Below are 19,340 nucleotides of genomic sequence, written 5' to 3'. Positions count from 1 at the left end.
ATAAACGTTTAAAAAATTATTCTTCCTTTTCAGTGGGCTTCTTATAGACTACGTAGTGGTACAGAGAGATCGACTCCCCTAACATAAGAAACACTAGACCTAAGTCAACACCGAAGAGATTTGAGGCGTATCCTGTAGGAGGAATAGTCCACATCTGCGCAACTATAACCACAACCAGGACAAATAATATGCTCATAATGACTTCTGCCAACCTCTTCTTTTTCTCATTCGAGATCATGACGGAAGTATTCACCTCGGACACGGGGCGATTAGGAACGCTCCTACTAACGTTTTTGTTAAGCACCAAACTACCCATCGATCTTGCCCCTAAGAAGAAGAGAGAGCCTAGGAACATCGCGATTGAAAACGTTAATGGACTAGGATAATCTATCAACTGCACCACAGCTCCAGAAAAGAGCAACGAGATAACTACGAAAAGAATCGAGGTCATAGGAGAGATGGCAGAAGAGGGCCTAACTTTTTGTTCCATAGGATTGAGAAACGTTAAACCTAGGGCTACAATTATAGCAGGTACTAAATATGCAATTACCTGATCCTTAACGCTCACCTGGACTCCTGGAGCCAGATCGCCCCATAGAGAAGTTTGTATTAGATAAGTTATCATAAGGATCCCGATTCCCGAGAACACTTTCCTCCTTAAGGGATGCAATTCATCAGTTCTATCTAAAAACGGCACTATTAGTAGATAAATCAAGGGTATTATAACGCCTATCATTAGGAATACCACGACATCGCTAGTGAAATCGGCTATCTTGTAGAGGAAGAGGAAGAACCATGGTGGATAGGTTGTGATGTGTGCGGCGGCTGGGCTATTAGGAGGTGGTGCGGGTTTCGGATTCATGAAAGGGTTGAAGTACTGCGGTAAACCATTCAAGTAAGCCAAGGCGTTAGGGATAGCTAAGATGAAACCCCAGGTCATGAAGACCAAGGAGGACATGTATACGAAGTTTCTCGGCCACCAAGGATTGAACTTTGACCATTCCTCCTTAGTGTAAACTGCTGGGGCCTTTGGCTTCACCTTTCTGGAAGGCATCATTCCGTAATGTTCCGCTAAGAAGAAATGGAACACGAAAAGCAAACCTATAAGCGCGACTAAAATTATGTGTAAAGCTAAGACCCTGGTGTAATCTCCGGTGTCGTAATTCCCAAATATTATAGGAATGAGGAAGGACAATTGCGGTATAGAAGTTACTATACCAGCACCTACGTCAACGGCACTTACAGCAAGGGCATCACCAATTAGGCTATATCCTAAAAACGACGCGCCCAAAGTTAGAACTAACATCAGAACTCCTAGAATCCATAACAACTCTCTGGGTTTCTTATAAGCTCCTACAAAATAATTCCTGAACATGTGAACGTATGCTAAAATTATCATCGCGTAGGAACCATAGAGGTGGCTGTAAAGTACTACGGAGCCATAAGGTACTTGATTGATTATGGCCTCAGTAGATTGATAACCTGCTGCAGCATTGTAGTAAAGAAGGAGTATCAGTCCTGATATAACTGTGTAAATAAAAGACGCAGCTACCAACGCCCCTAACCATTCGTTAGCGTGGAACATATAGTCTGGAGTTTTGAAAAAAGGCAGATCGTCTAAACCTAGCCTCTCGGCGAACCAGTTTGAGACTCTTTTACCTAAACTCATACGATCACCTTTTCACTTATACGAAATTAAGTGTTTGACCTTAGACTTATGATTAAGAGAAAGGATTAGTGTTTGCCTGAACCTGAGTTTTATCTCCAACACTGCTTCCGTACTGAGAGGTGTCCAGGTCTTTAGTTGGGTCTTGCGAGGGAATGCCATCAGAGCCTTCAGGATAAGTTGCAACTCCTAAGGCGCCTGTTGCATAAAGGTAATCTGTGGAGCTATCATACTCCAAAAGGATAGTGGGCAAAGGTCTCTGCGTTGGCCCTGTCAGTACGGCTGCTCCTTTGTACGGATCGTAAGTGGAACCATGACAATCACAATGAATTAAAGCTGGAACATTAGCCTGTTTTGCTGCAAGTAGAGCTTGAGCAGTCAGCGTATCTGGCTCAGGTGCAGTTAACTGTGAAGGTGATACATTACCAGGTGGATAGAAGTGAATGTATGGAGGAGTACAACCTAGATGCTGACAAATGGCTGAGTAAGACACGATAGAGTTGTGAGGGCCTACTCCTCCAGGGAACTTGTACGTTTTCCCGGTTTGAGGAACGACCACATCTATTGGTGAGATAGAAATAGGATTACCATCTTTATCCCCTAAGTTGAGGAGAAAATTAGGTTCTCCAGTAAGCGGATATTCGTAGAGCGTTATAATAGGACTGTTGACAGGTATTAATGAGGCTTTCAATGGATTTCCTGAGGAATCAAGTAAAAGCGATTTCGGGAATCCTGAGGCTTGCTCAACTGGTGGTACCAGAACCCTCAGTCCTGGAATTATACCAACTACAGTGGCTGCAGCAACACCTATCACGATACCCTTTAAGAAATTTCTTCTACCTTCATCTACTCCTCCTACGTTTTTACTTACATAGTTGAACAGATACTCTTCACCCTTGGTTGTAAATTCCCTGCTGTTGAACTTAGTTTTGGGGTTCCGCATAGCTTTAAGGAGTTTCTGCACGAAATAAAGGTCGGATGACCTAAGCACTCTCACCTCGTTATTGCCTATTCTTACTTTTAAGGGCATTGAGCTTCACATTGTTATTATGAGATCTAGCTTATATTAAGATTTGATCGTTGGACTGTTTATCAATTTATATAGAAAGAAGTCCTATCTCTACGCGGCTTAGGAAGGGTTTAAAAAATTTAAAAATTTATTAGCCTAATTATTTGCCTAATTCTATACGAGAGACTTCGTTCTCCACCCTTGACGTTCATAAGGATCGTGCCAACCATGGGATATATCATGTATAATAAAAGGTGATAGCCATTCACTCCTAAAAATGCTGTTGTAACTACCATAAAATATCCTAAACCGGCGTAGGGGTTTCCACTTAAAGCTATTACTGTTGATAGATAAATTGAAAAAGCTAAGGACAGGACAAAAATAGGTAATGAATAAGGATTTGTCAGAACTATTCCAAAAACTGACGGCATGACCATGTTCATTATGATTTCCATGAATCTGTTATCATTTACTAGAAAATAAATTGGAAGAAAAGAAAACAGTGAAGGAACCGCAACTAGATAGGATATCGTTGCCCTTCTTAACGAAAGAGATCTTGAGCTCCATATTACCGTGTAAGCTAAGAACCCCAACAAGGAGATCTCGAAAATGAGGAGATAATTAGTTATTATCTCAACATGAGATATATCTACAAGTAAACCCTCGATTAAGAGAAACACTACCATAAACGCTGTAGGTAAGTTAAGTAGAGAAAGGGCTGAAGCGCGAAGAAAGCTCTCTATAATCCCTAAAATTCCAACAATGGAAATTATTACCTCATATGCTATCCAAAGTGGGGAGAGATAATAATTGGCGATCAGAGTGAAGAGGGGTGATACTAATAGCAGGATACCTATGGGAAGCAGTGCCCTTATCTTTGTCCATGACAGTATCGAAAACAACACTATAGCTAGGTATCCTAGATATAGACCTATCTCGCCCACTTTCGTTAAAACGTTCTGAAACGGAATGTCTATTGGAAGGTAAGAAATTGAGGACACAAATTGAAGTATGAATTGAAAAATAGAGGCAAGACTCAAAAAAACTAAAGTTAGCTTTGTTACGTCATCCCTTAAAGAACTCATCTCCTGAACACCACATAAAGTGCTATTAGAACTATTATCGCAACTATCGCACCTACTATTGTTACGTCTAGAGTAACGTTACCAACGCTAGAGGATGAAGTTGATGTAGTGTTGGTAGTTGTGGTGGTGGTAGTGGTAGTAGTTGTGGTGGTGGTAGTGGTAGTAGGGGCGGAATTAGACAGCGTGAACTGAAGGAACCCTGAGGTTATGGACTTATCAAATAGTGTCTCACCTAATTTACCCTGCCACACTGCGAAAGCTACATAGTATGTATTACCTACAGAAAAGTTAGGCATCCATCTAGAGTAGGACTGAGGTACTTGTAAAGGTCTCACGTATTCAACTGTCCAGAAACCGTCAGAGTAAGTAGCTCCAGTCTTCACGAAGAACAACGATCCGTTAAGACCAGATGAGGTGACCGGGGAATACCATATACCCGCTGTGTCGACCTCATACATGTCAGTGTTGTTAGTGTAAAGCGGAACTGCAAAGCCTTGGTTTCCAGGATCGGTATATGAAAGACCTGTTAGGGATTCGTTATTCCAAAGATTTGCGCTGAATGCAGGGTCATAGGTTTTGTTGTTCCAAGTTGCTCCAGACACCCACATCCATATATTCGCAGCACCTCCCTGCTGTTGCAATGAGCCTCCTGCGTCCTTTAATGTAAAACCGTCAAACACTTGACCCGGAAACTTGCCTCCTATGTTCATACAGTCAGTGGTTGGAGGTATTACCGTCCCCATATACCACATTATCGCAGCTCTATCTGGGTAATACCAGCTATTGTTAACGTAATAGCCGTAAAACATTCCATTGTTGTAGAGGAGATCCTCCATCCCCCTGAGAGAATGGTATAGAATGATACTTCCGTTAGGTAGAACTTGGATCTGAGTCATATTGGGTGTAGGAAGAAGTATGCCAGAGTAGTTTAATACCAACCTCCCGGTAACTTGTTTGCCGTTCACTATTGCAAAGTAGTTGCCATAACTCGTGTTAAGAGAATACGTAGTTCCTGGAGTTAACAAGATCTCCCTGAAAAGGCCCGGACCACTAGCAGATGGATATAAGGACGCTGCGGCTGCAGACCATGCTCCAAACGCCGGATCAGAGGCTTGCCATCTCATTAATATCATGAGATCGGTCCCGTTCCAAGCGGTCTTTACTAAAACGTAGTGAGTTAAACCTGAGGTTGGGGCCTGTGGTATATTAGCAGTTAAAGATATGTTATCCCAAGGAATTTTAGACCAAAAGCTTTCGTTTCCTGGGGCGTTAAGATTCGCAGAGCCTGTGATCTTATAAGCAACGAGCTGGGGGGTGGTTTGTGCCATTGGAATGCTGACAAATCCCATAATTACTGAGGCGACAAGTATTGCTATACTTAATATCATTAAGGCCTTTCTATTACCCACTCGACGCATCATTAATATCACAAAATAAAGAACTACGGTAGCAATAATAAACTTATGAAGTTGGACTGATGAGATGCTAGGATAGCCTCAAGAACTTCACTTTTATTTCGTCAAAGAGTAAAGTGAAAAGGAGAGTTATCGTTAAGACAATTAAGGCAAACCACAAAGGTATAGGCGTAACTAGGATCCCAAGGAAGGAAATCAACGTCACAACTATGATGTCAGCAATTGAGGAGACGATTAGCGGTTTACTAGGTAATGAGCTCCACAACCTTCCTCTTTCTCTTATCAGATATATTGTGAACTGACCGGAAAACACCAACATATCGAATGTTACGGTATGGATCTCGTTGTGGCTGAAACCCATGACCAGTGATAACCAAAGTATGAAAAACGATTCCACGATAACCAATGACGCTATCACTAGTGATGATTTGACAATTCTCCCAACATCCCATCTTTCCGGACTCATAGAATATCTCACGTTGTCTGTGGCTATAGACATAGTGACGAAATCGTTAAAGAACAAAAGAAGGATCACGTCAAACGGCGTAGTTACGAAGAACCTCGTTAGAAAGAAAGAAATAGTTAAGAATATTACTATTTGTAAAGTTTTAGTTATTTTGTTCATTGTATAGGTAAGCATCCTTTGATAGATCTTCCTTCCTGTCTTTATTGCCTCCACTATATCCGTCAATCCTTCGTGAGTTAGTACCATGCTAGCCGAGGCCTTAGCCACGTCAGTCGAGTTAGATACAGCTATGCCAACTTCGGCTTGCTTTAGAGCTGGCGCGTCGTTTACTCCATCACCTGTCATACCCACTATGTGTCCATTTGATTGCAATGACCTTACGATGGTGTATTTATCCTCTGGAAAGACTTCGGCGAACACTTGGCATTCTTCAATGGACTTCTCCCTTTCCTGGTCATTCATCATTATCTCCCTCATGTTGCACACCTTATCACCTATGCCGACCTCTTTTGCAATTTCCACGGCAATGGAAGTGTTATCTCCAGTAACCATCTTAGGTTTGACTCCTAGTTCCTTTATCTCATGAATGAATGTGGAACTATCCTGCCTTGGTCTGTCATACAAAGGTAAGATACCTACTACATTTAACTTATCCTTCCCCATAGCTACTGCAATAACCCTGAAACCCTTAGCAGACAGGGATTTAACTTGCTGATCGAACCAATCCTTATCCACGTTAGCTAATTCCCTGATCACTTGAGGAGCGCCTTTGATAACTAACATCTCTCCATCAGGCGTCGAAATCAGAGCCTCTGTTCTCTTCTTTGTTGGATCGAACGGTTCGAAGTGGATTCTTTTAAACTTTGGAACTATTCCCATCGCTTTAGAACACTCTATGACCGCTAAGTCTATCGGATCTTGACTGGCTTCGTCTGAGGCTAACGTAGATAATGAAACGACATCTTCCTTAGTATAGCCTTTACAAGGGATTGGATCTCCCACTCTCAACCTGTTCTCCGTTAATGTTCCCGTTTTATCTAAGTTGAGAACGTCCATACTAGCTATGTCCTCAGATGCGCTCAGTCTGGTAACTAATATTCCCTTTCTAGACAACTCCTCAGCTCCTAATGCCATGGCTATGGTGAACGTAGCGGGGAGAGCTACTGGAACTGAGGCTATGAGAACGACTAAGGAAAAGGGCAAAGTCTCGCTGACGTTTATGCCATTAATTATTGCAAACACAGTTAAGGCAACTACTAGGACGACGTCTATAGCTACAAGGTACCTCACTATCTTCATAATGATGTCCTGGATATGTGATTTGGACTTCGCCTCCTGTACTAGCTGAGTGGTCTTACCGAAGTAGGTCTTATCTCCCGTTGCGATCACGATTCCTTTAGCCTCTCCACGTCTTATGATAGAACCAGAATAGAGAGCCTCTAAGAATTTCCTTTCCACTGGTTGAGACTCTCCGGTAAGTACTGACTGATCTACCAAAACTTGGCCTTCTATTATCTTTAGGTCGGCTGGAACTATGTCACCGATCTTTACGGTAACTAGATCTCCAGGTACGAGATATCTAGCAGGAGTTAAATTCCACTTACCATCTCTCTTAACTTTAGCCATTATGTTTAACCTACTTTTTAGGAGTTCTACTGCGTTCTCTGCTCTATGTTCCTGAATGAAACTAATAATTGAGTTGAAAACTAAAAGGAAAAGGATAATATCCATATCCAGGTATCTTTTAAGAATAAACGTCAATAAGGCAGTAACTTCAAGCATCCAGGGAACTGGAGCCCAGAACTTCAGGATAAAGCTTTCAATAGGACTTCTTCTCTTTTCTTTCACTTCGTTAAAACCGTACTCTTTAAGCCTAGACTCGGCCTCGACAGTACTTAATCCGTCTAAGCTGGAATTCAGATTGTTAAGTAGCTTAATTACCTCGTCGTTGTCATTTCCCATAGTGTTAGTCTAATTAGCGTCATTTATGTGTCTTTCTGTTTTAGGGAATTCGTAATTCACTATAAGAATTTTATTAAATATAGACTTAATCTGGAAGTTTCTAAAAAGTAAATTTTTACTTCTTAAAAACCATAGAAATACACAGATAAAATAATCTCTCAGAATTTGCTTGGCTAGTCAAAGTTCAGTACTTCAAATTAATAAAGGCTTCATCTGTATTATTCAGGAGAGCTAAAGGCTTCGCTGGTAAAACGTTCAACATGATATCTCGCTCTCCTTCAGCTCTTTCTCTCTTTCTGTGCTTTCCAGACCTGAAATTCTCAAATAGGTGGCGTTCTCTATAACGTTCCTCTCCATCGCAATTATTAGCTCCTTCCACGCATCCCTAGGTCTTTCCTTCTCTAATTGAACCTTCGATTCCTTAGCCACCTTCTTCAGGTAACTAACACATAGAGATCTTATGGAACAACTTTTACATGCGTATTCGTCTCTCTCAAGATCCATAAGTAAAAGCTCTTTATCTTCAGTGACGTATAATATCTTCTCTTTCAATTCGACCTTATCTTTCTTAATCTCAAAGGGGATGGCAGCTTTAAATGCGAGACCGTTTTTTGTAACGAGTCCCATCTCACGTATTTTATTCAGTGTAAAGTAGAAATAACTTTTACTTATGTCAATCCTTTGATGTGTTGAAAGGATCTTGATATATCTTTCGGTCTCTATTCTTTCAAATTTCTCTTTACGTAATAAAACAACGTTTTTTTCTATAATAGGCCTATCAATCTTAGAAATATTTAGATAACACATGTTCCCAATGAACTTATTCTAGATAGGGAAAAAAAGTTTTATAGTATAAACTAAAAGAATTTTAAAAAACATGTTTAACTTGGTTAAGTTCCCATCAATAGGTACGTTTCCTTTTTAGCATTAACGTAAAATTAAGCCTTTTTCCTAAAGTAATTAACTCTGTTAAAAGATATAAAGGGACAAATCTTAAGTCATATCCTTAACTTTTAGAAACAACACATCTTTTATGATTGAAATTTCGTTGAAGGGGAGAGGAGGTCAAGGGGTTGTTACCGCTGGTGAGCTACTCACTAAATCAGTCATCGCTAAGGGAAAATATGCACAGTCCATACCTTTCTTTGGAGGGGAGAGGAGAGGCGCTCCAGTGAGTAGTGAGGTTAGAATATCTGACGAACCTATTCCTCTTCACAGGAGAGTGTACAACCCGGACGTCGTCGTTGTATTTGATACCACCCTCATCCCATTAATCAACCCACTCGAGGGATTAAAAGATAACGGAATTCTCTTAATAAATTCTGACAATCCTAAGAAGTATTGGAAAAACACGTATTACGTAAACGCAACTGAGATAGCGAGATCGTTAGGCCTGGTAGTAGCTGGATGGAGTGTTGTTAACACCGCTATGTTAGGTGCGTTAGCAGAAATGACAAAGGTTGTTGAACCTGAACTCCTGGAGACTTCGGTTATGGAAGAGTTTCCAGGGAAGCTGGGCGAGTTGAACGCAAAGGCAGTGTTTCTAGGCACTAAGGAGGTGAAATCTCTTGATTAACGTGCCTAATGAGATCCCATTAGCTCGACCTAGAGTTGGATCTGCAGGATCCACAGGTACGTGGAGGATACTCAAACCGGTGATCCACTACGAAAAGTGCACTAGATGTAGACTATGTTATTTCTATTGCGTTGAAAACACCATTGATCTAGAGAAGAACCTTTACCCCGTAATAGATTACGACTACTGTAAGGGTTGTGGAGTATGTGCGCAAGTTTGCCCTGTAGCAGCAATAGAAATGATTAAAGAGGTGAAATGAATGCAAAGCACGTCCGTTAAAAACGTAATCAAGGCTATGGTAGGTAACCACGCGGTAGCTTACGCCGTAATGCAGGCCAGACCTCAAGTTTTAGCAGTTTACCCTATTACGCCACAAACTACAATGTTAGAGAAGTTATCAGAGTATGTAGATTCTGGAAAGCTGAAGGCTAGGATGATCAGGGTGGAGAGCGAACATTCCGCGATGGCTTCTATATTTGGCGCAGCTCTCAGTGGGGCCAGGGTCTTCACAGCAACTGCGTCTCAGGGTTTACTTTACATGACGGAAATGATATATTGGGTAGGAGGGCAGAGAGTTCCACTGGTCGCAGCTGTAGCGACTAGAGCGATAGCTTCCCCCTGGTCAATTCTAGATGACCACCAGGACTTTATGAGCAAGAGGGATGCAATTTGGGTTCAGATGATGGCTGAGAACGTCCAGGAGGCGTACGACTTGACTCTTCAAGCGTTTAAAATCTCAGAAGATCGGAATGTACTCCTCCCGGTGATGATAGGCTTTGACGGATTCATACTTACTCATACAATGGAGAGAGTAGAGGTCCTAGACGATGAAACGGTTAACTCTTTCATCCCGCCTAGAGAGTTCAACCTTATAGATTTCGCTGATCCCGTTGGAATAGGACAGGTAGCTAACCCTGATGACTACATTTTCTTCAGGCATGAAGCTAAGAAAGCCATGGAGAGGGCAAAGATAGTAATTGAGGCGGTTGGAAAGGAGTTCCAAAGCGTCGCTAATAGAAAGTACGGTCTGATCGATTGCTATCTATGTGACGATGCAGATTACTTGGTGATCTCGATGGGTGCCTGGACAGGAGATGCTAGAGTCGCCGTTAGCAGGGTAAGGGAGAAGGGGATCAAAGCTGGATTAGTTAAGATCACGACATTCAGACCCTTCCCAAAGGAAAAGGTTAAGGATATTGTTAGAAAAGTTAGAGGGGTGATAGTTATGGATAGGGCGTTTTCCTATGGGTCAGGAGGAATATTGGCCCAGGAAGTTAAGTCTGCATGCTACGGTCTAGATGTACCAGTTTATAGCGTTGTAGGAGGATTGGGAGGAAAGGACGTAAGGCCAGTACATATAGAGAAGGTCATTGAGGAAGCGCACGCCAACGGATTAGAAGATGAGAGGTGGTTAATATGAACGCTATGTTGAGAGGAAACGCGGCTTGTCCAGGCTGTCCCATTCCAAGGGAGCTAGATGCCCTTCTGGAGATGACAGGAGAAAAGACCGTTCTGGTGATACCAGCTTCGTGTACTACAGTGATAATGGGCGACACTAGAGGAATGCCTTCTAGGGTGCCTGTAATCCATAGCGCTTTCGCTGCGGCCCCCGCAATAGCCTCCGGAGTAAAAAGTGCATTAGACTCAAGGGGAGAGAAAGCAACTGTAGTGGTTTGGGCTGGAGATGGAGGAACTGGTGACATAGGTTTCGCCTCTTTGAGTGGCGCCGCAGAAAGGAACGAGGACATACTATACGTTTGCTATGATAATGAGGCTTATATGAACACTGGAGTTCAGAGATCCGGTTTAACTCCTTATGGAGCGTGGACAACTACCACCCCCTCAGGGAAAAGGGAAAGAAAGAAACCGCTTCCCCAACTCATTGCAGAACATAACGTACCTTACGTCGCCACAGCGTCTATAGCTTACCTCTTTGACTATCAAGCCAAAGTTAGGAAAAGTAAAGATATCAAAGGTTTTAGATACATACACCTTCTCTCACCGTGTCCTCCAGGATGGAGATTTGACTCAAGCCTCACAATTGAGATCGCTAAGTTAGCAGTAGATACAGGGATATGGCCTCTTTATGAGATAGAGAGAGGAAAGCTAAGGTTAACAAGCATTAGTAAGACCCTCATAGATAAGAAGAAGAGGAGACCGGTCACTGATTACTTAAAAATACAGGGTAGATTCAATAATCTAACACAGGATGAAATTAAATTTATTCAGGACAGCGTAGATGAGATGTGGGAGGAGTTGGCTAAGACACTGCCTTGAGGAGCCTCTATCGATATCAGCTTTTAAGGTCGCTGTCAGTTAGATTAATCGAATCTATGAGATCTAAATAACAGGACGGATCCCTCTCCCATAAGTCACCCGTTGCGGCTAATGCTCTCCCTCTGAGCCCTCCGTTACACACTTCGAAGAACCTGCATGATGAACATTTAACGAACGATCTCCTCTCCTTTAATTTCTTCAACATTGGACCGGGTTCGTCCCATATCCTTTTCAAGTTCTTGATCTCACCAAGAGGGATAGGAGTGAATTGGTCAGGAAACACGACTCCCTCAGGGGATACATCAGCTATTCTCTCCCCAGACTTATTCCCTCCGTTTCTCCTTAACAGATCCAATACTCTCACGCTCCTTGTCAACGAGTAGATAAGGATTCCATCAACTGGATTATCCGCAGTTAAGACTTCCCATTCTCCATCTTTAGAGTAGTCAATTATTTTTTTAATTACCTCTAGTCTCGTTTTGTTATCAACGTCTAATTTTCTATCAGCCCTTCCAGCGTAGGCCAGATGATAAAAACAAACTCTGTCTATGCCCTCCTTTTTCATCAAATCGAACAAGAAGTCTACGTAGTTATAGTTCTCCTTTGTGATAGTGAATCTTAACCCAGTCTTTACGCCCATCTCCTTTGAAATTCTAAGTCCTTTGATGGACTTAGAAAACGCTCCGTAAACTCCTCTAAACGCGTCGTGAACCTTCTCAGGACCGTCTAAGCTAACTCCTATGTAATCAACGTATTTCCTTAGTTCTTCGAGTCTTTCCCTAGTTAACATTGTACCGTTCGTGGAGAGCTCGACTCTTATTCCTCTCTCCCACGCTTCTCTAGCTATGAGGCTTAAATCCCTTCTGGCAAGAGGCTCTCCTCCAGACAGAAGTATGTGTTTTACCCCCATGTCTGAAGCCTGTTTAACTGCCTCAATCCATACTGAGAGAGGCAAATCATAAAACTGCTGAGTCCCAGAGCTAGAATAGCAATGGAGACACCTTAGATTGCAGTTCCTAGTTACGTTAAAAACTAACACGCTCGGGTATATGTCTTTCTGTCCTGAGTATCTTATCCTATCTGCTCCCTCTGGTCTGTTTGTTATTAGCCTAGAAACGCTTATCATGGCTTAAGACCCTCAAAGTTCTAGGAACGTAAGAGCAGAAGGGATCCTCATCCATTAGGTCTCCAGTTAGACTGAAGGCCCTAGCCCTACACCCACCACACACTGACCTGTACTCGCATATTCCACATTTTCCTCCCAAAGAGGAGGGGTTCCTCAACGATCTGAAAATAGGGGAGGTTTCATATATCTCGCTAAATCTTCTAATCCTAACGTTTCCGGCAGGTGTTGGAAGGAAACCGCATGGATATACCGTCCCGTCATAAGATATGAAGGCGTAACCGTTGCCAGCCATGCAACCTCTAGCTCCATTAACGCTTCTTCTTCCGTAAATCCTATCAGGGGGTAAGGGATTTGTAACGTTTAACTCGTTCATCACCCTAACTAAATAGGGTGCACATGTCATTCTTACGTTCAATCCGTCTGATCTCCATTCTGTCACCCTTTTCATAACTATTTCGGCTTGATCGGGGGAGATCATCATCTCCTTTGTAGCTCTCCCTGTAGGAATAAGCATGAAAATGTCCCAGAACGCGGGGTTGAATCCTTCAACCACCTCTCTCAATAGGTCAAGCTTTTCAACGTTATACTTACTAATTGTAGTGTTTATCTGAACAGGAACTCCAACCTCTTTGAGCGATTCTATTGCTCCCTTAGCCATTTTGAAAGCCCCCTTAACGCCTCTGAACTCGTCATGGACCTCTTCAGGACCGTCTACACTTATCGAAACTATGCTCACCCCAGTTTCCTTAATTTTCTTAGCCACATCAAGGTTTATACGACTGCCACTGGGTGATAGGGCGGTATTTAGTCTCCTTGAGGAATACCTCAATATCTCAAAAATGTCATCCCTCTTGAGTGCGTCCCCGCCACTCACTACGAAAAGCTTAACTCCGGAACTTGAGAGGTCTTCTACAAGTGACTTCACCTCTTCAGTAGTGAGCTCTCCTGGTAATCTATTGGGCAAAGCGTTAGCTCTACAGTGCCTACAAGCTAAATCACAAGCCTTTGTGCTTTCCAGGACAACTACGTATGGAGCTACCAACGGTAGATCACCTCACCGTGATATGGAACTAAAACAGAGTATGGAAGGGAGATCAACTTGTTGTACGACTCAAGGGCTAAACGATAGTCCCATGAAAAGAATCGCAATGGTGGTGAAGGCACGCCGTTAACGCCTCTAACCGCGTCTCCTGTGATCAAGTACGAGCCGTCAAAGAGAGCTATATGACCTCTCGTGTGTCCAGGCACGTAGATAACCTTAAACTTTGAGATAACCTCTCCTCCCTTAAGCGGAAAGTCCACATACACTGATTCATATTTTAATTCATTTATTCTTTTAGCAGTAGATTCAAATTGTTGCTTTGAAATTTGCATGAAGTCCTTCACGTCATCGTAAGATAGATCATACTTACTAGGACTTCGTAGAAAGTCTATCTCATTCACGTGCGCATAAACTTTGGCTTTACTAATTCTCCTTATTTCAGATGCGTTCCCAGAGTGATCGTGATGCCAGTGGGTTATCACTATATCTGAAATGTCCTCAACAGAGAATCCCCAGGCTTTGAGGTGATTCTCTATCGCGTCGAGATAACCAGGTAACCCGGTGTCTATCATCAGAAGCCCACCAGAAGGCCCTCCCTCTTTTATCACAATGTTGTGATTCAGAACCCCTCCAAAGAACTCCGGTTCCAACATCTCCATGATCCTTATGTCCCCTAACTTAACCATCTCCTCCAAACCTCTGAATTAACTCTATAGGAACCTGAATCCTTTTCAGGTCCAGGCTGTTTAGATCCTTTCCGTTTACGGTTATGACTTCCCTTGCAATTATGTCGCAGTACTTGCATTCTGAGCAACTTCTCTCCTCGCAGTTGTTATAGTCGAAGAAGTTTAGCCATTTCGATGGGAATCTCTTGTTATTAACTATGACCTCCTTAAGGACTTCATAGTCTTTAGACCCGTTAACCTTTTCCATCACCTTTGGTACTGCCCTCCCTTGAGGGTAGCTTAATACGTCTAAGAGGTTCCCCTCATAACTTCTCTTTGAGTAAGCTTTCACTGCCCGAACGATCCAATCGGTTTTCTTGTTCCTACCGGCTATCTTAAATCTATCGTAACCTAGCCTTTCGTAAAAATCTAAGTCTTCGGGCCTTATCCATCTCATCCTAATTATGTTAGCTAGATCGTTCCTCACGTCAGTAGCGCAGAATAGTATGGGATACTCAAACCATGCGTTTATTCCGCCTTCAACAGAACTCAGTGAGGATACTAAGTCATGAGTCCTCCTATATATACATCCCCAAAGACAGGAGTTGTTAGTTATCAACTCAAGGTCCACTTCCTTCCTAAATCTCTGTAGCGACCTCAGTAACTTAAAGTTCCTATTATCATCCTCGTGCAGTATTATCGTATTTGCCCCCAACTCAATAAAGTTCTCAACCTCCCTTAGGTTGTAGATTCTTGCGTAAGATGAGATCGAGACCTCTAACTCAGGATGCTCGCTCTTTATTATTTTCAATAGGAAAGGTAAAGTTACGATAAAACCGTCCACTCCAAGCTTTACTAACCTTTCGATCTCAGCTGAAAGTTTCCTTACGAAAGTCTCTGAATACTCCTTTCCATTTAACGTGGCCGTGTTCATCGTGTAAAGGAACTTAATGCCTCTCTCGTGAGCTAAGTCTAAATGATCCTTAAACCTCTCATCGTCCACATTCGGAAGCACAAAGGATGCCCTCCCATGCCCTGTTAACGTCTTAGTATGACTACCAAAAATATGCGTTACTGGGAACTCCCTTATTCTCTCTATTAAATTGTCGTCGAAATTGGTTCCTACAACGAGTCTCATGAAATTTTAATCTTTTCTCTCTTTTTTAAACTTGTTATATGATTAACTACCTTTAACGTAAGCTATAATGGAATAAAATTAGAAACGGAAAAAAGAGATCGTTGCCTCTTCACCTCAATGCAGACAACAAAAAGGATCCTGAGGATAGAAAGAAGGACCGGGAGATGTGGATATTCTCCTAGTTGGGGAGAATAGGGTGATCTCCCAGTGGTCCTCTCTAAGTTCAATGTTTTTATTGATAACATCATTTTTAATACGTTAACAGGCTACGCAATGGAACTTGACAAAGATGAAATTGAAAGGTTGAAGAAAGGAGACGTCCCAGATCATCTAAAGGACATCATAGAGGAGGGCTTCTCAAGCGGAGATGAAGACCTGCAAGATCTTGTAGAGTCCATATCGAAAAAACCTGTATTAGAGCCGACCTTACTTCTTACGTACAACTGCAACTTCGATTGCGTTTATTGTTTTCAAAAGGGATTCAGAAGGGCTATCTCAGTTTCAGAGAACGTAATGAGAGGATTCGTGAATTACATAAAGAGAAAAGAAGGAGGGAGGAAAGTGAGAGTCACGTTCTTTGGAGGCGAACCTTTATTAGAGCTTAGAAAAATCGAGGATATATCGAAATCGCTTTCGGGACTTAAGTACTCATTTAGCGTGGTCACTAACGGATCTTTACTCACTAAAAGCGTGGCTGAGAGGCTTATCTCATTGGGCTTATCTCACGTGCAGATAACGTTAGATGGGCCTAGAGAGGTTCACGATAAGAGGAGACACTATTTAGACGGAAGAGGCTCCTATGAGGTGATACTCAACAACTTGAGAAACTTACAGGATATTGTTAATGTGATCTTAAGGATAAACGTTGATGTGAAAAACCTCGATGAGGTGGACGTACTGTTTAGTGAGTTAAGGGAGAGAGGGATAACGAACATTAGATTAGACCCTCACTTCGTTCACTCTAACGTGTTCAGGAATGAGTGGTGGGATAACGTGATACCAAGGGATCAGGAGGCTGAGGTGCTAGAGAGATTCTGGGAAAAAGCTAGAGCTCACGGGTTTAAAATACCTCACGACGTCTTTAGACTAGGGCTCTGTGTAGCTCACGTCGATGAGGATATTGTTGTTGACCCCGAGGGAAGGGTATACCCGTGCTGGGCATTTTCTGGAAATCCCCTTTACGTCAAGGGGAGACTGACAGAGCAAGGGGATCTCATTATACTAAACGAGAGGTTGATTGGGAAAAATAGTTTAATATTAAGCCCTAAATGCAAGACATGTCCGTTTCTTCCGTTATGTATGGGAGGTTGCAGGTTCTTATCGATGTTAGAAGGAAAGGGGTATCATGGGCTCGATTGTAGGAGAGAGACTTATGAGCGGCTCGTTAATTTAGTAAGCCGTATCATGCGGTAATCTCCTTTGAGGGTAAAGTTTTCATGCGGTAAACCCCGTTAAAGAGAGATGAGATATGCTTTTAATAAACTTTTTAAAAAATTATAATCTTGATATTCTATGATTACAATGTGTGACTACAGAATATTCAGTACTGAGAGGCCGGTTAAAAGGTCCGAAAAAATAATCATGCTATCAAGGGAAAACTTCAATAAGCTTGGAACAGAAAATTACATTAAAGTTTTATTTACTGATAGAAGGGAAAGTCTAGACTTAAGCAAGAGCTATTATTACTATATCTTAGAAGATCTTAAAAAAATGGGCTTGATAGAGGATAACGCAATTTCGTTCAAGGCAGTCATACCGTTCATACCGAGGAACGACTCCATACAGGTGGATACGGGAGTACTTTATACTTTCAAGAATCATTTGATCTTCATTGACATGGGTTCAACAAGGTACGAGTGTGTTACCTGTCCGGTTTACTCAGAATGTGTTTATGGTCTGAAAAGAATAGCAAATGAAATGAAGATTAGGATAGGGAACCCTGACGATGACGAGGGAAAAAGAAAACTGAGAGTTCCATCTCTTTTGTGGAATAATCTAGTTAAGGCCATATTTGCAAAAAATATAGTAAGACTGGAAGTAATTCCAATAAAAAGTTGAGAACCCTCATTGTTACGCTTCTCAACATTATGTCAAGTTCTTTAACCCCCTCATCTTAAATCATAAGACGTCCAATGGAATTGGGTCATCTCTATACGTTGGGTCATCTCTATACGTTAATGGAATTCTGAACTCATGTACTTAACATGGTTAATCATCCCATTGGCTTAGCTTTATGAATTAGATTTTTAGCTTTATTTCTGTAAAGACAAAATAAGATTGAAATTGAAGAATTTCACTACCCAATTAAACGTTCCGTCTGCCTATGCTTTAATTAAACTGGCTGGCGATCCGCAAAACATTATCTCAGTTATGCCAGGAGTCGTCTCCATCAAGGAAAACAAGGTCAGACTTAAGTTCAGGAGGCTGTTTTTCTATCATGACTCCACCTATACTATATCCCCTGTAATTCAAAGTCAGAAGATGGTAGAATATAAACTTTCTGATGACAAAAACAATACTTTAAAAATTTTACTTTCTATAACTGAAAAAAATGAAGTAACGATTGCGGTAAGCTATTCGGGAGAAAGGGAATGGGTAGTTGGAAAGGCGTTGGATTCAATAGCGAAGGAAATCAGTTATGGATTAAAAAGAGAGTTAGAGAGTTCCATTACGGTGGAAAAGAACTATCAATCTGACTATTCAGATCTGCTCTCAAGACTGTCAACCCTAACTAAACTCATCATGAAGTCGAAAATGGTAAAGTCTGAACTCGTTGAAATCAAGGAAGGGGAACTTATAAACTACCTCCAGGAAGTAATAACTGAGTTCCAACAGTATCCAGTTATCTATGTGTCAGGAAGCGGTCAGGGTACCTTTAGACTACTCTTCATAAATGGAGAATTGAAAGGGGTTTACATGATTAAGAACGGAGAGGAACACAAGGGTGAAGAAGAGACGTTAAATAAGTTGAGTGGAACGTACAAGATACACACTTATGTAGCCCTATCTCCTAGAGTATTAGAGGTGATACAATGAAAGTCCATAAACCTTACGTTATATTTGAGGAGGGTGACCTATCGTTCATCTGGCTAGGTTTAGATGAGTCTGATAGAGAGAAGGGAGTATTAACGAATCAGTATCTGATTAGGCAAGGAAACGTGGGGGCATTATTGGATGCGGGAGGCTACTTCGTTTTCGAAAGAGTGTTAAACTCCATAAAGGAATTTGTGAGACTAGAAGACGTAGAGCTCCTACTCTTTAGTCACCAGGATCCTGATGTGGCTGGGGCACTAAATCTGTGGGTTGACATGCTACCTAACGCGAGGATATACGTCTCGGAACTTTGGGAGAGATTTTTACCTCATTTAGGTTACGATCTAGGGGAGAAAATAAATGACATACCGGATCAAGGGATGAAGATCCCTTTTAACGGGCGCTACATAGAGGCTATCCCAGCTCACTTCCTTCACTCACCAGGTAATTTTCACTTCTACGATCCAATATCTAAGGTTTACTTCTCAGGCGATATGGGGGCTGCAATCTTTCCTAAAGATAAATGGTATCTGATAGTAGAGGATTTTGAATCACATACTAAATTGATGGAATCTTTTCACAGGCGTTATATACCAAATAAAATCGCTGTTGATAAATGGTTAAAGAAAATAGAGAACCTTAACATAGATATCATTGCCCCACAGCACGGATCTATATTTATTGGAGATAACGTGAGAAAGTTCTTAACATGGATAAAATCCTTTGATAAGTTAGGGCTGGATCTGATCCCATGAAAATAACGATCTCTATTTTATTTATGAGTTTTAATCGATCAGAAGGCTTTTGTTAAGCAGAGGCGATGTAGGACTCTCACATGTCATCTGAAAAACGTAGTTTAAAAACCTGTTGGGTAATGACC

The 19,340-nt window shown here is 41.8% G+C and carries 18 protein-coding genes; 8 read left to right on the top strand and 10 right to left on the bottom strand.

What is annotated here, in order from left to right:
* Window positions 1-16 precede the first annotated feature (16 nt).
* The 6 genes from soxC to MCUP_RS07480 form a co-directional block, all read right to left on the bottom strand.
* A complete protein-coding gene (soxC, locus tag MCUP_RS07505; protein WP_013738196.1) occupies window positions 17-1,669 on the bottom strand; it encodes a proton pump complex cytochrome B SoxC in 1,653 nt (550 codons plus the stop codon).
* A 52-nt stretch (window positions 1,670-1,721) separates the two neighbouring features.
* Window positions 1,722-2,696: a Rieske iron-sulfur protein SoxL2 gene (gene soxL2, locus MCUP_RS07500; protein WP_013738195.1), complete on the bottom strand. Its 975-nt coding sequence runs from the start codon at window positions 2,694-2,696 to the stop codon at window positions 1,722-1,724.
* Window positions 2,697-2,815: 119 nt separating this feature from the next.
* Window positions 2,816-3,760: a cytochrome b558/566 subunit B gene (gene cbsB, locus MCUP_RS07495; RefSeq protein ID WP_013738194.1), complete on the bottom strand. Its 945-nt coding sequence runs from the start codon at window positions 3,758-3,760 to the stop codon at window positions 2,816-2,818.
* Entirely contained in the window at window positions 3,757-5,181 is a 1,425-nt protein-coding gene (gene cbsA / locus MCUP_RS07490) for a cytochrome b558/566 subunit A (RefSeq protein ID WP_013738193.1), read from the bottom strand. The genes cbsB and cbsA overlap by 4 nt, the downstream gene beginning before the upstream one ends.
* A gap of 64 nt (window positions 5,182-5,245) precedes the next feature.
* Window positions 5,246-7,603, bottom strand: coding sequence for a plasma-membrane proton-efflux P-type ATPase (locus MCUP_RS07485; protein ID WP_013738192.1), 2,358 nt, complete (start codon window positions 7,601-7,603; stop codon window positions 5,246-5,248).
* A gap of 255 nt (window positions 7,604-7,858) precedes the next feature.
* Entirely contained in the window at window positions 7,859-8,230 is a 372-nt protein-coding gene (locus MCUP_RS07480; RefSeq protein WP_237697984.1) for a hypothetical protein, read from the bottom strand.
* Window positions 8,231-8,636: 406 nt separating this feature from the next.
* On the opposite strand from MCUP_RS07480, the gene MCUP_RS07475 reads away from it, so the two are divergent.
* Genes MCUP_RS07475 through MCUP_RS07460 form a run of 4 tightly spaced genes read left to right on the top strand, consistent with a single transcriptional unit; the run spans window position 8,637 to window position 11,456 of the window.
* Window positions 8,637-9,179, top strand: coding sequence for a 2-oxoacid:acceptor oxidoreductase subunit gamma family protein (locus tag MCUP_RS07475; protein WP_048057593.1), 543 nt, complete (start codon window positions 8,637-8,639; stop codon window positions 9,177-9,179).
* Window positions 9,172-9,438, top strand: coding sequence for a 4Fe-4S binding protein (locus MCUP_RS07470; RefSeq protein WP_013738189.1), 267 nt, complete (start codon window positions 9,172-9,174; stop codon window positions 9,436-9,438). Before MCUP_RS07475 ends, MCUP_RS07470 begins: the two co-directional genes overlap by 8 nt.
* Window positions 9,439-10,599, top strand: coding sequence for a transketolase C-terminal domain-containing protein (locus MCUP_RS07465; protein ID WP_013738188.1), 1,161 nt, complete (start codon window positions 9,439-9,441; stop codon window positions 10,597-10,599).
* Window positions 10,596-11,456: a 3-methyl-2-oxobutanoate dehydrogenase subunit beta gene (locus MCUP_RS07460; protein WP_013738187.1), complete on the top strand. Its 861-nt coding sequence runs from the start codon at window positions 10,596-10,598 to the stop codon at window positions 11,454-11,456. Before MCUP_RS07465 ends, MCUP_RS07460 begins: the two co-directional genes overlap by 4 nt.
* A 16-nt stretch (window positions 11,457-11,472) precedes the next feature.
* On the opposite strand, the gene MCUP_RS07455 is transcribed toward MCUP_RS07460, so the two are convergent.
* Genes MCUP_RS07455 through MCUP_RS07440 form a run of 4 tightly spaced genes read right to left on the bottom strand, consistent with a single transcriptional unit; the run spans window position 11,473 to window position 15,427 of the window.
* A complete protein-coding gene (locus MCUP_RS07455) occupies window positions 11,473-12,582 on the bottom strand; it encodes a radical SAM protein (RefSeq protein ID WP_013738186.1) in 1,110 nt (369 codons plus the stop codon).
* Window positions 12,566-13,624: a radical SAM/SPASM domain-containing protein gene (locus tag MCUP_RS07450; protein ID WP_013738185.1), complete on the bottom strand. Its 1,059-nt coding sequence runs from the start codon at window positions 13,622-13,624 to the stop codon at window positions 12,566-12,568. Before MCUP_RS07450 ends, MCUP_RS07455 begins: the two co-directional genes overlap by 17 nt.
* The gene (locus MCUP_RS07445) at window positions 13,618-14,310 is read right to left on the bottom strand and encodes an MBL fold metallo-hydrolase (RefSeq protein ID WP_048057592.1); all 693 of its coding nucleotides are present in this window, start codon (window positions 14,308-14,310) and stop codon (window positions 13,618-13,620) included. Before MCUP_RS07445 ends, MCUP_RS07450 begins: the two co-directional genes overlap by 7 nt.
* Window positions 14,303-15,427, bottom strand: a complete 1,125-nt coding sequence (locus MCUP_RS07440; RefSeq protein WP_013738183.1) for a peptidase U32 family protein — start codon at window positions 15,425-15,427, stop codon at window positions 14,303-14,305. Before MCUP_RS07440 ends, MCUP_RS07445 begins: the two co-directional genes overlap by 8 nt.
* 207 nt (window positions 15,428-15,634) lie before the next feature.
* Here MCUP_RS07440 and MCUP_RS07435 point away from each other — a divergent pair, with 207 nt between their 5' ends.
* The 4 genes from MCUP_RS07435 to MCUP_RS07420 all read left to right on the top strand — a co-directional run bounded on the left by MCUP_RS07435 (window position 15,635) and on the right by MCUP_RS07420 (window position 19,215).
* On the top strand, window positions 15,635-16,840 hold the full coding sequence (locus MCUP_RS07435; RefSeq protein ID WP_013738182.1) for a radical SAM/SPASM domain-containing protein: 1,206 nt from the start codon (window positions 15,635-15,637) through the stop codon (window positions 16,838-16,840).
* Window positions 16,841-16,939: 99 nt separating this feature from the next.
* Complete coding sequence (locus MCUP_RS07430) at window positions 16,940-17,485, top strand: hypothetical protein (protein ID WP_148230920.1); 546 nt, start codon at window positions 16,940-16,942, stop codon at window positions 17,483-17,485.
* Window positions 17,486-17,704: 219 nt separating this feature from the next.
* Entirely contained in the window at window positions 17,705-18,463 is a 759-nt protein-coding gene (locus MCUP_RS07425; RefSeq protein WP_013738180.1) for a hypothetical protein, read from the top strand.
* On the top strand, window positions 18,460-19,215 hold the full coding sequence (locus tag MCUP_RS07420) for an oxygen-binding di-iron domain-containing protein (RefSeq protein WP_013738179.1): 756 nt from the start codon (window positions 18,460-18,462) through the stop codon (window positions 19,213-19,215). Before MCUP_RS07425 ends, MCUP_RS07420 begins: the two co-directional genes overlap by 4 nt.
* Window positions 19,216-19,340 lie beyond the last annotated feature (125 nt).

Origin of the sequence: Metallosphaera cuprina Ar-4 (genome assembly GCF_000204925.1) — an archaeon.
Lineage (GTDB): Archaea > Thermoproteota > Thermoprotei_A > Sulfolobales > Sulfolobaceae > Metallosphaera > Metallosphaera cuprina.
The sequence above is the reverse complement of the archived record's forward strand: the minus strand, read 5'-3'. Positions and strand labels throughout refer to the sequence as shown.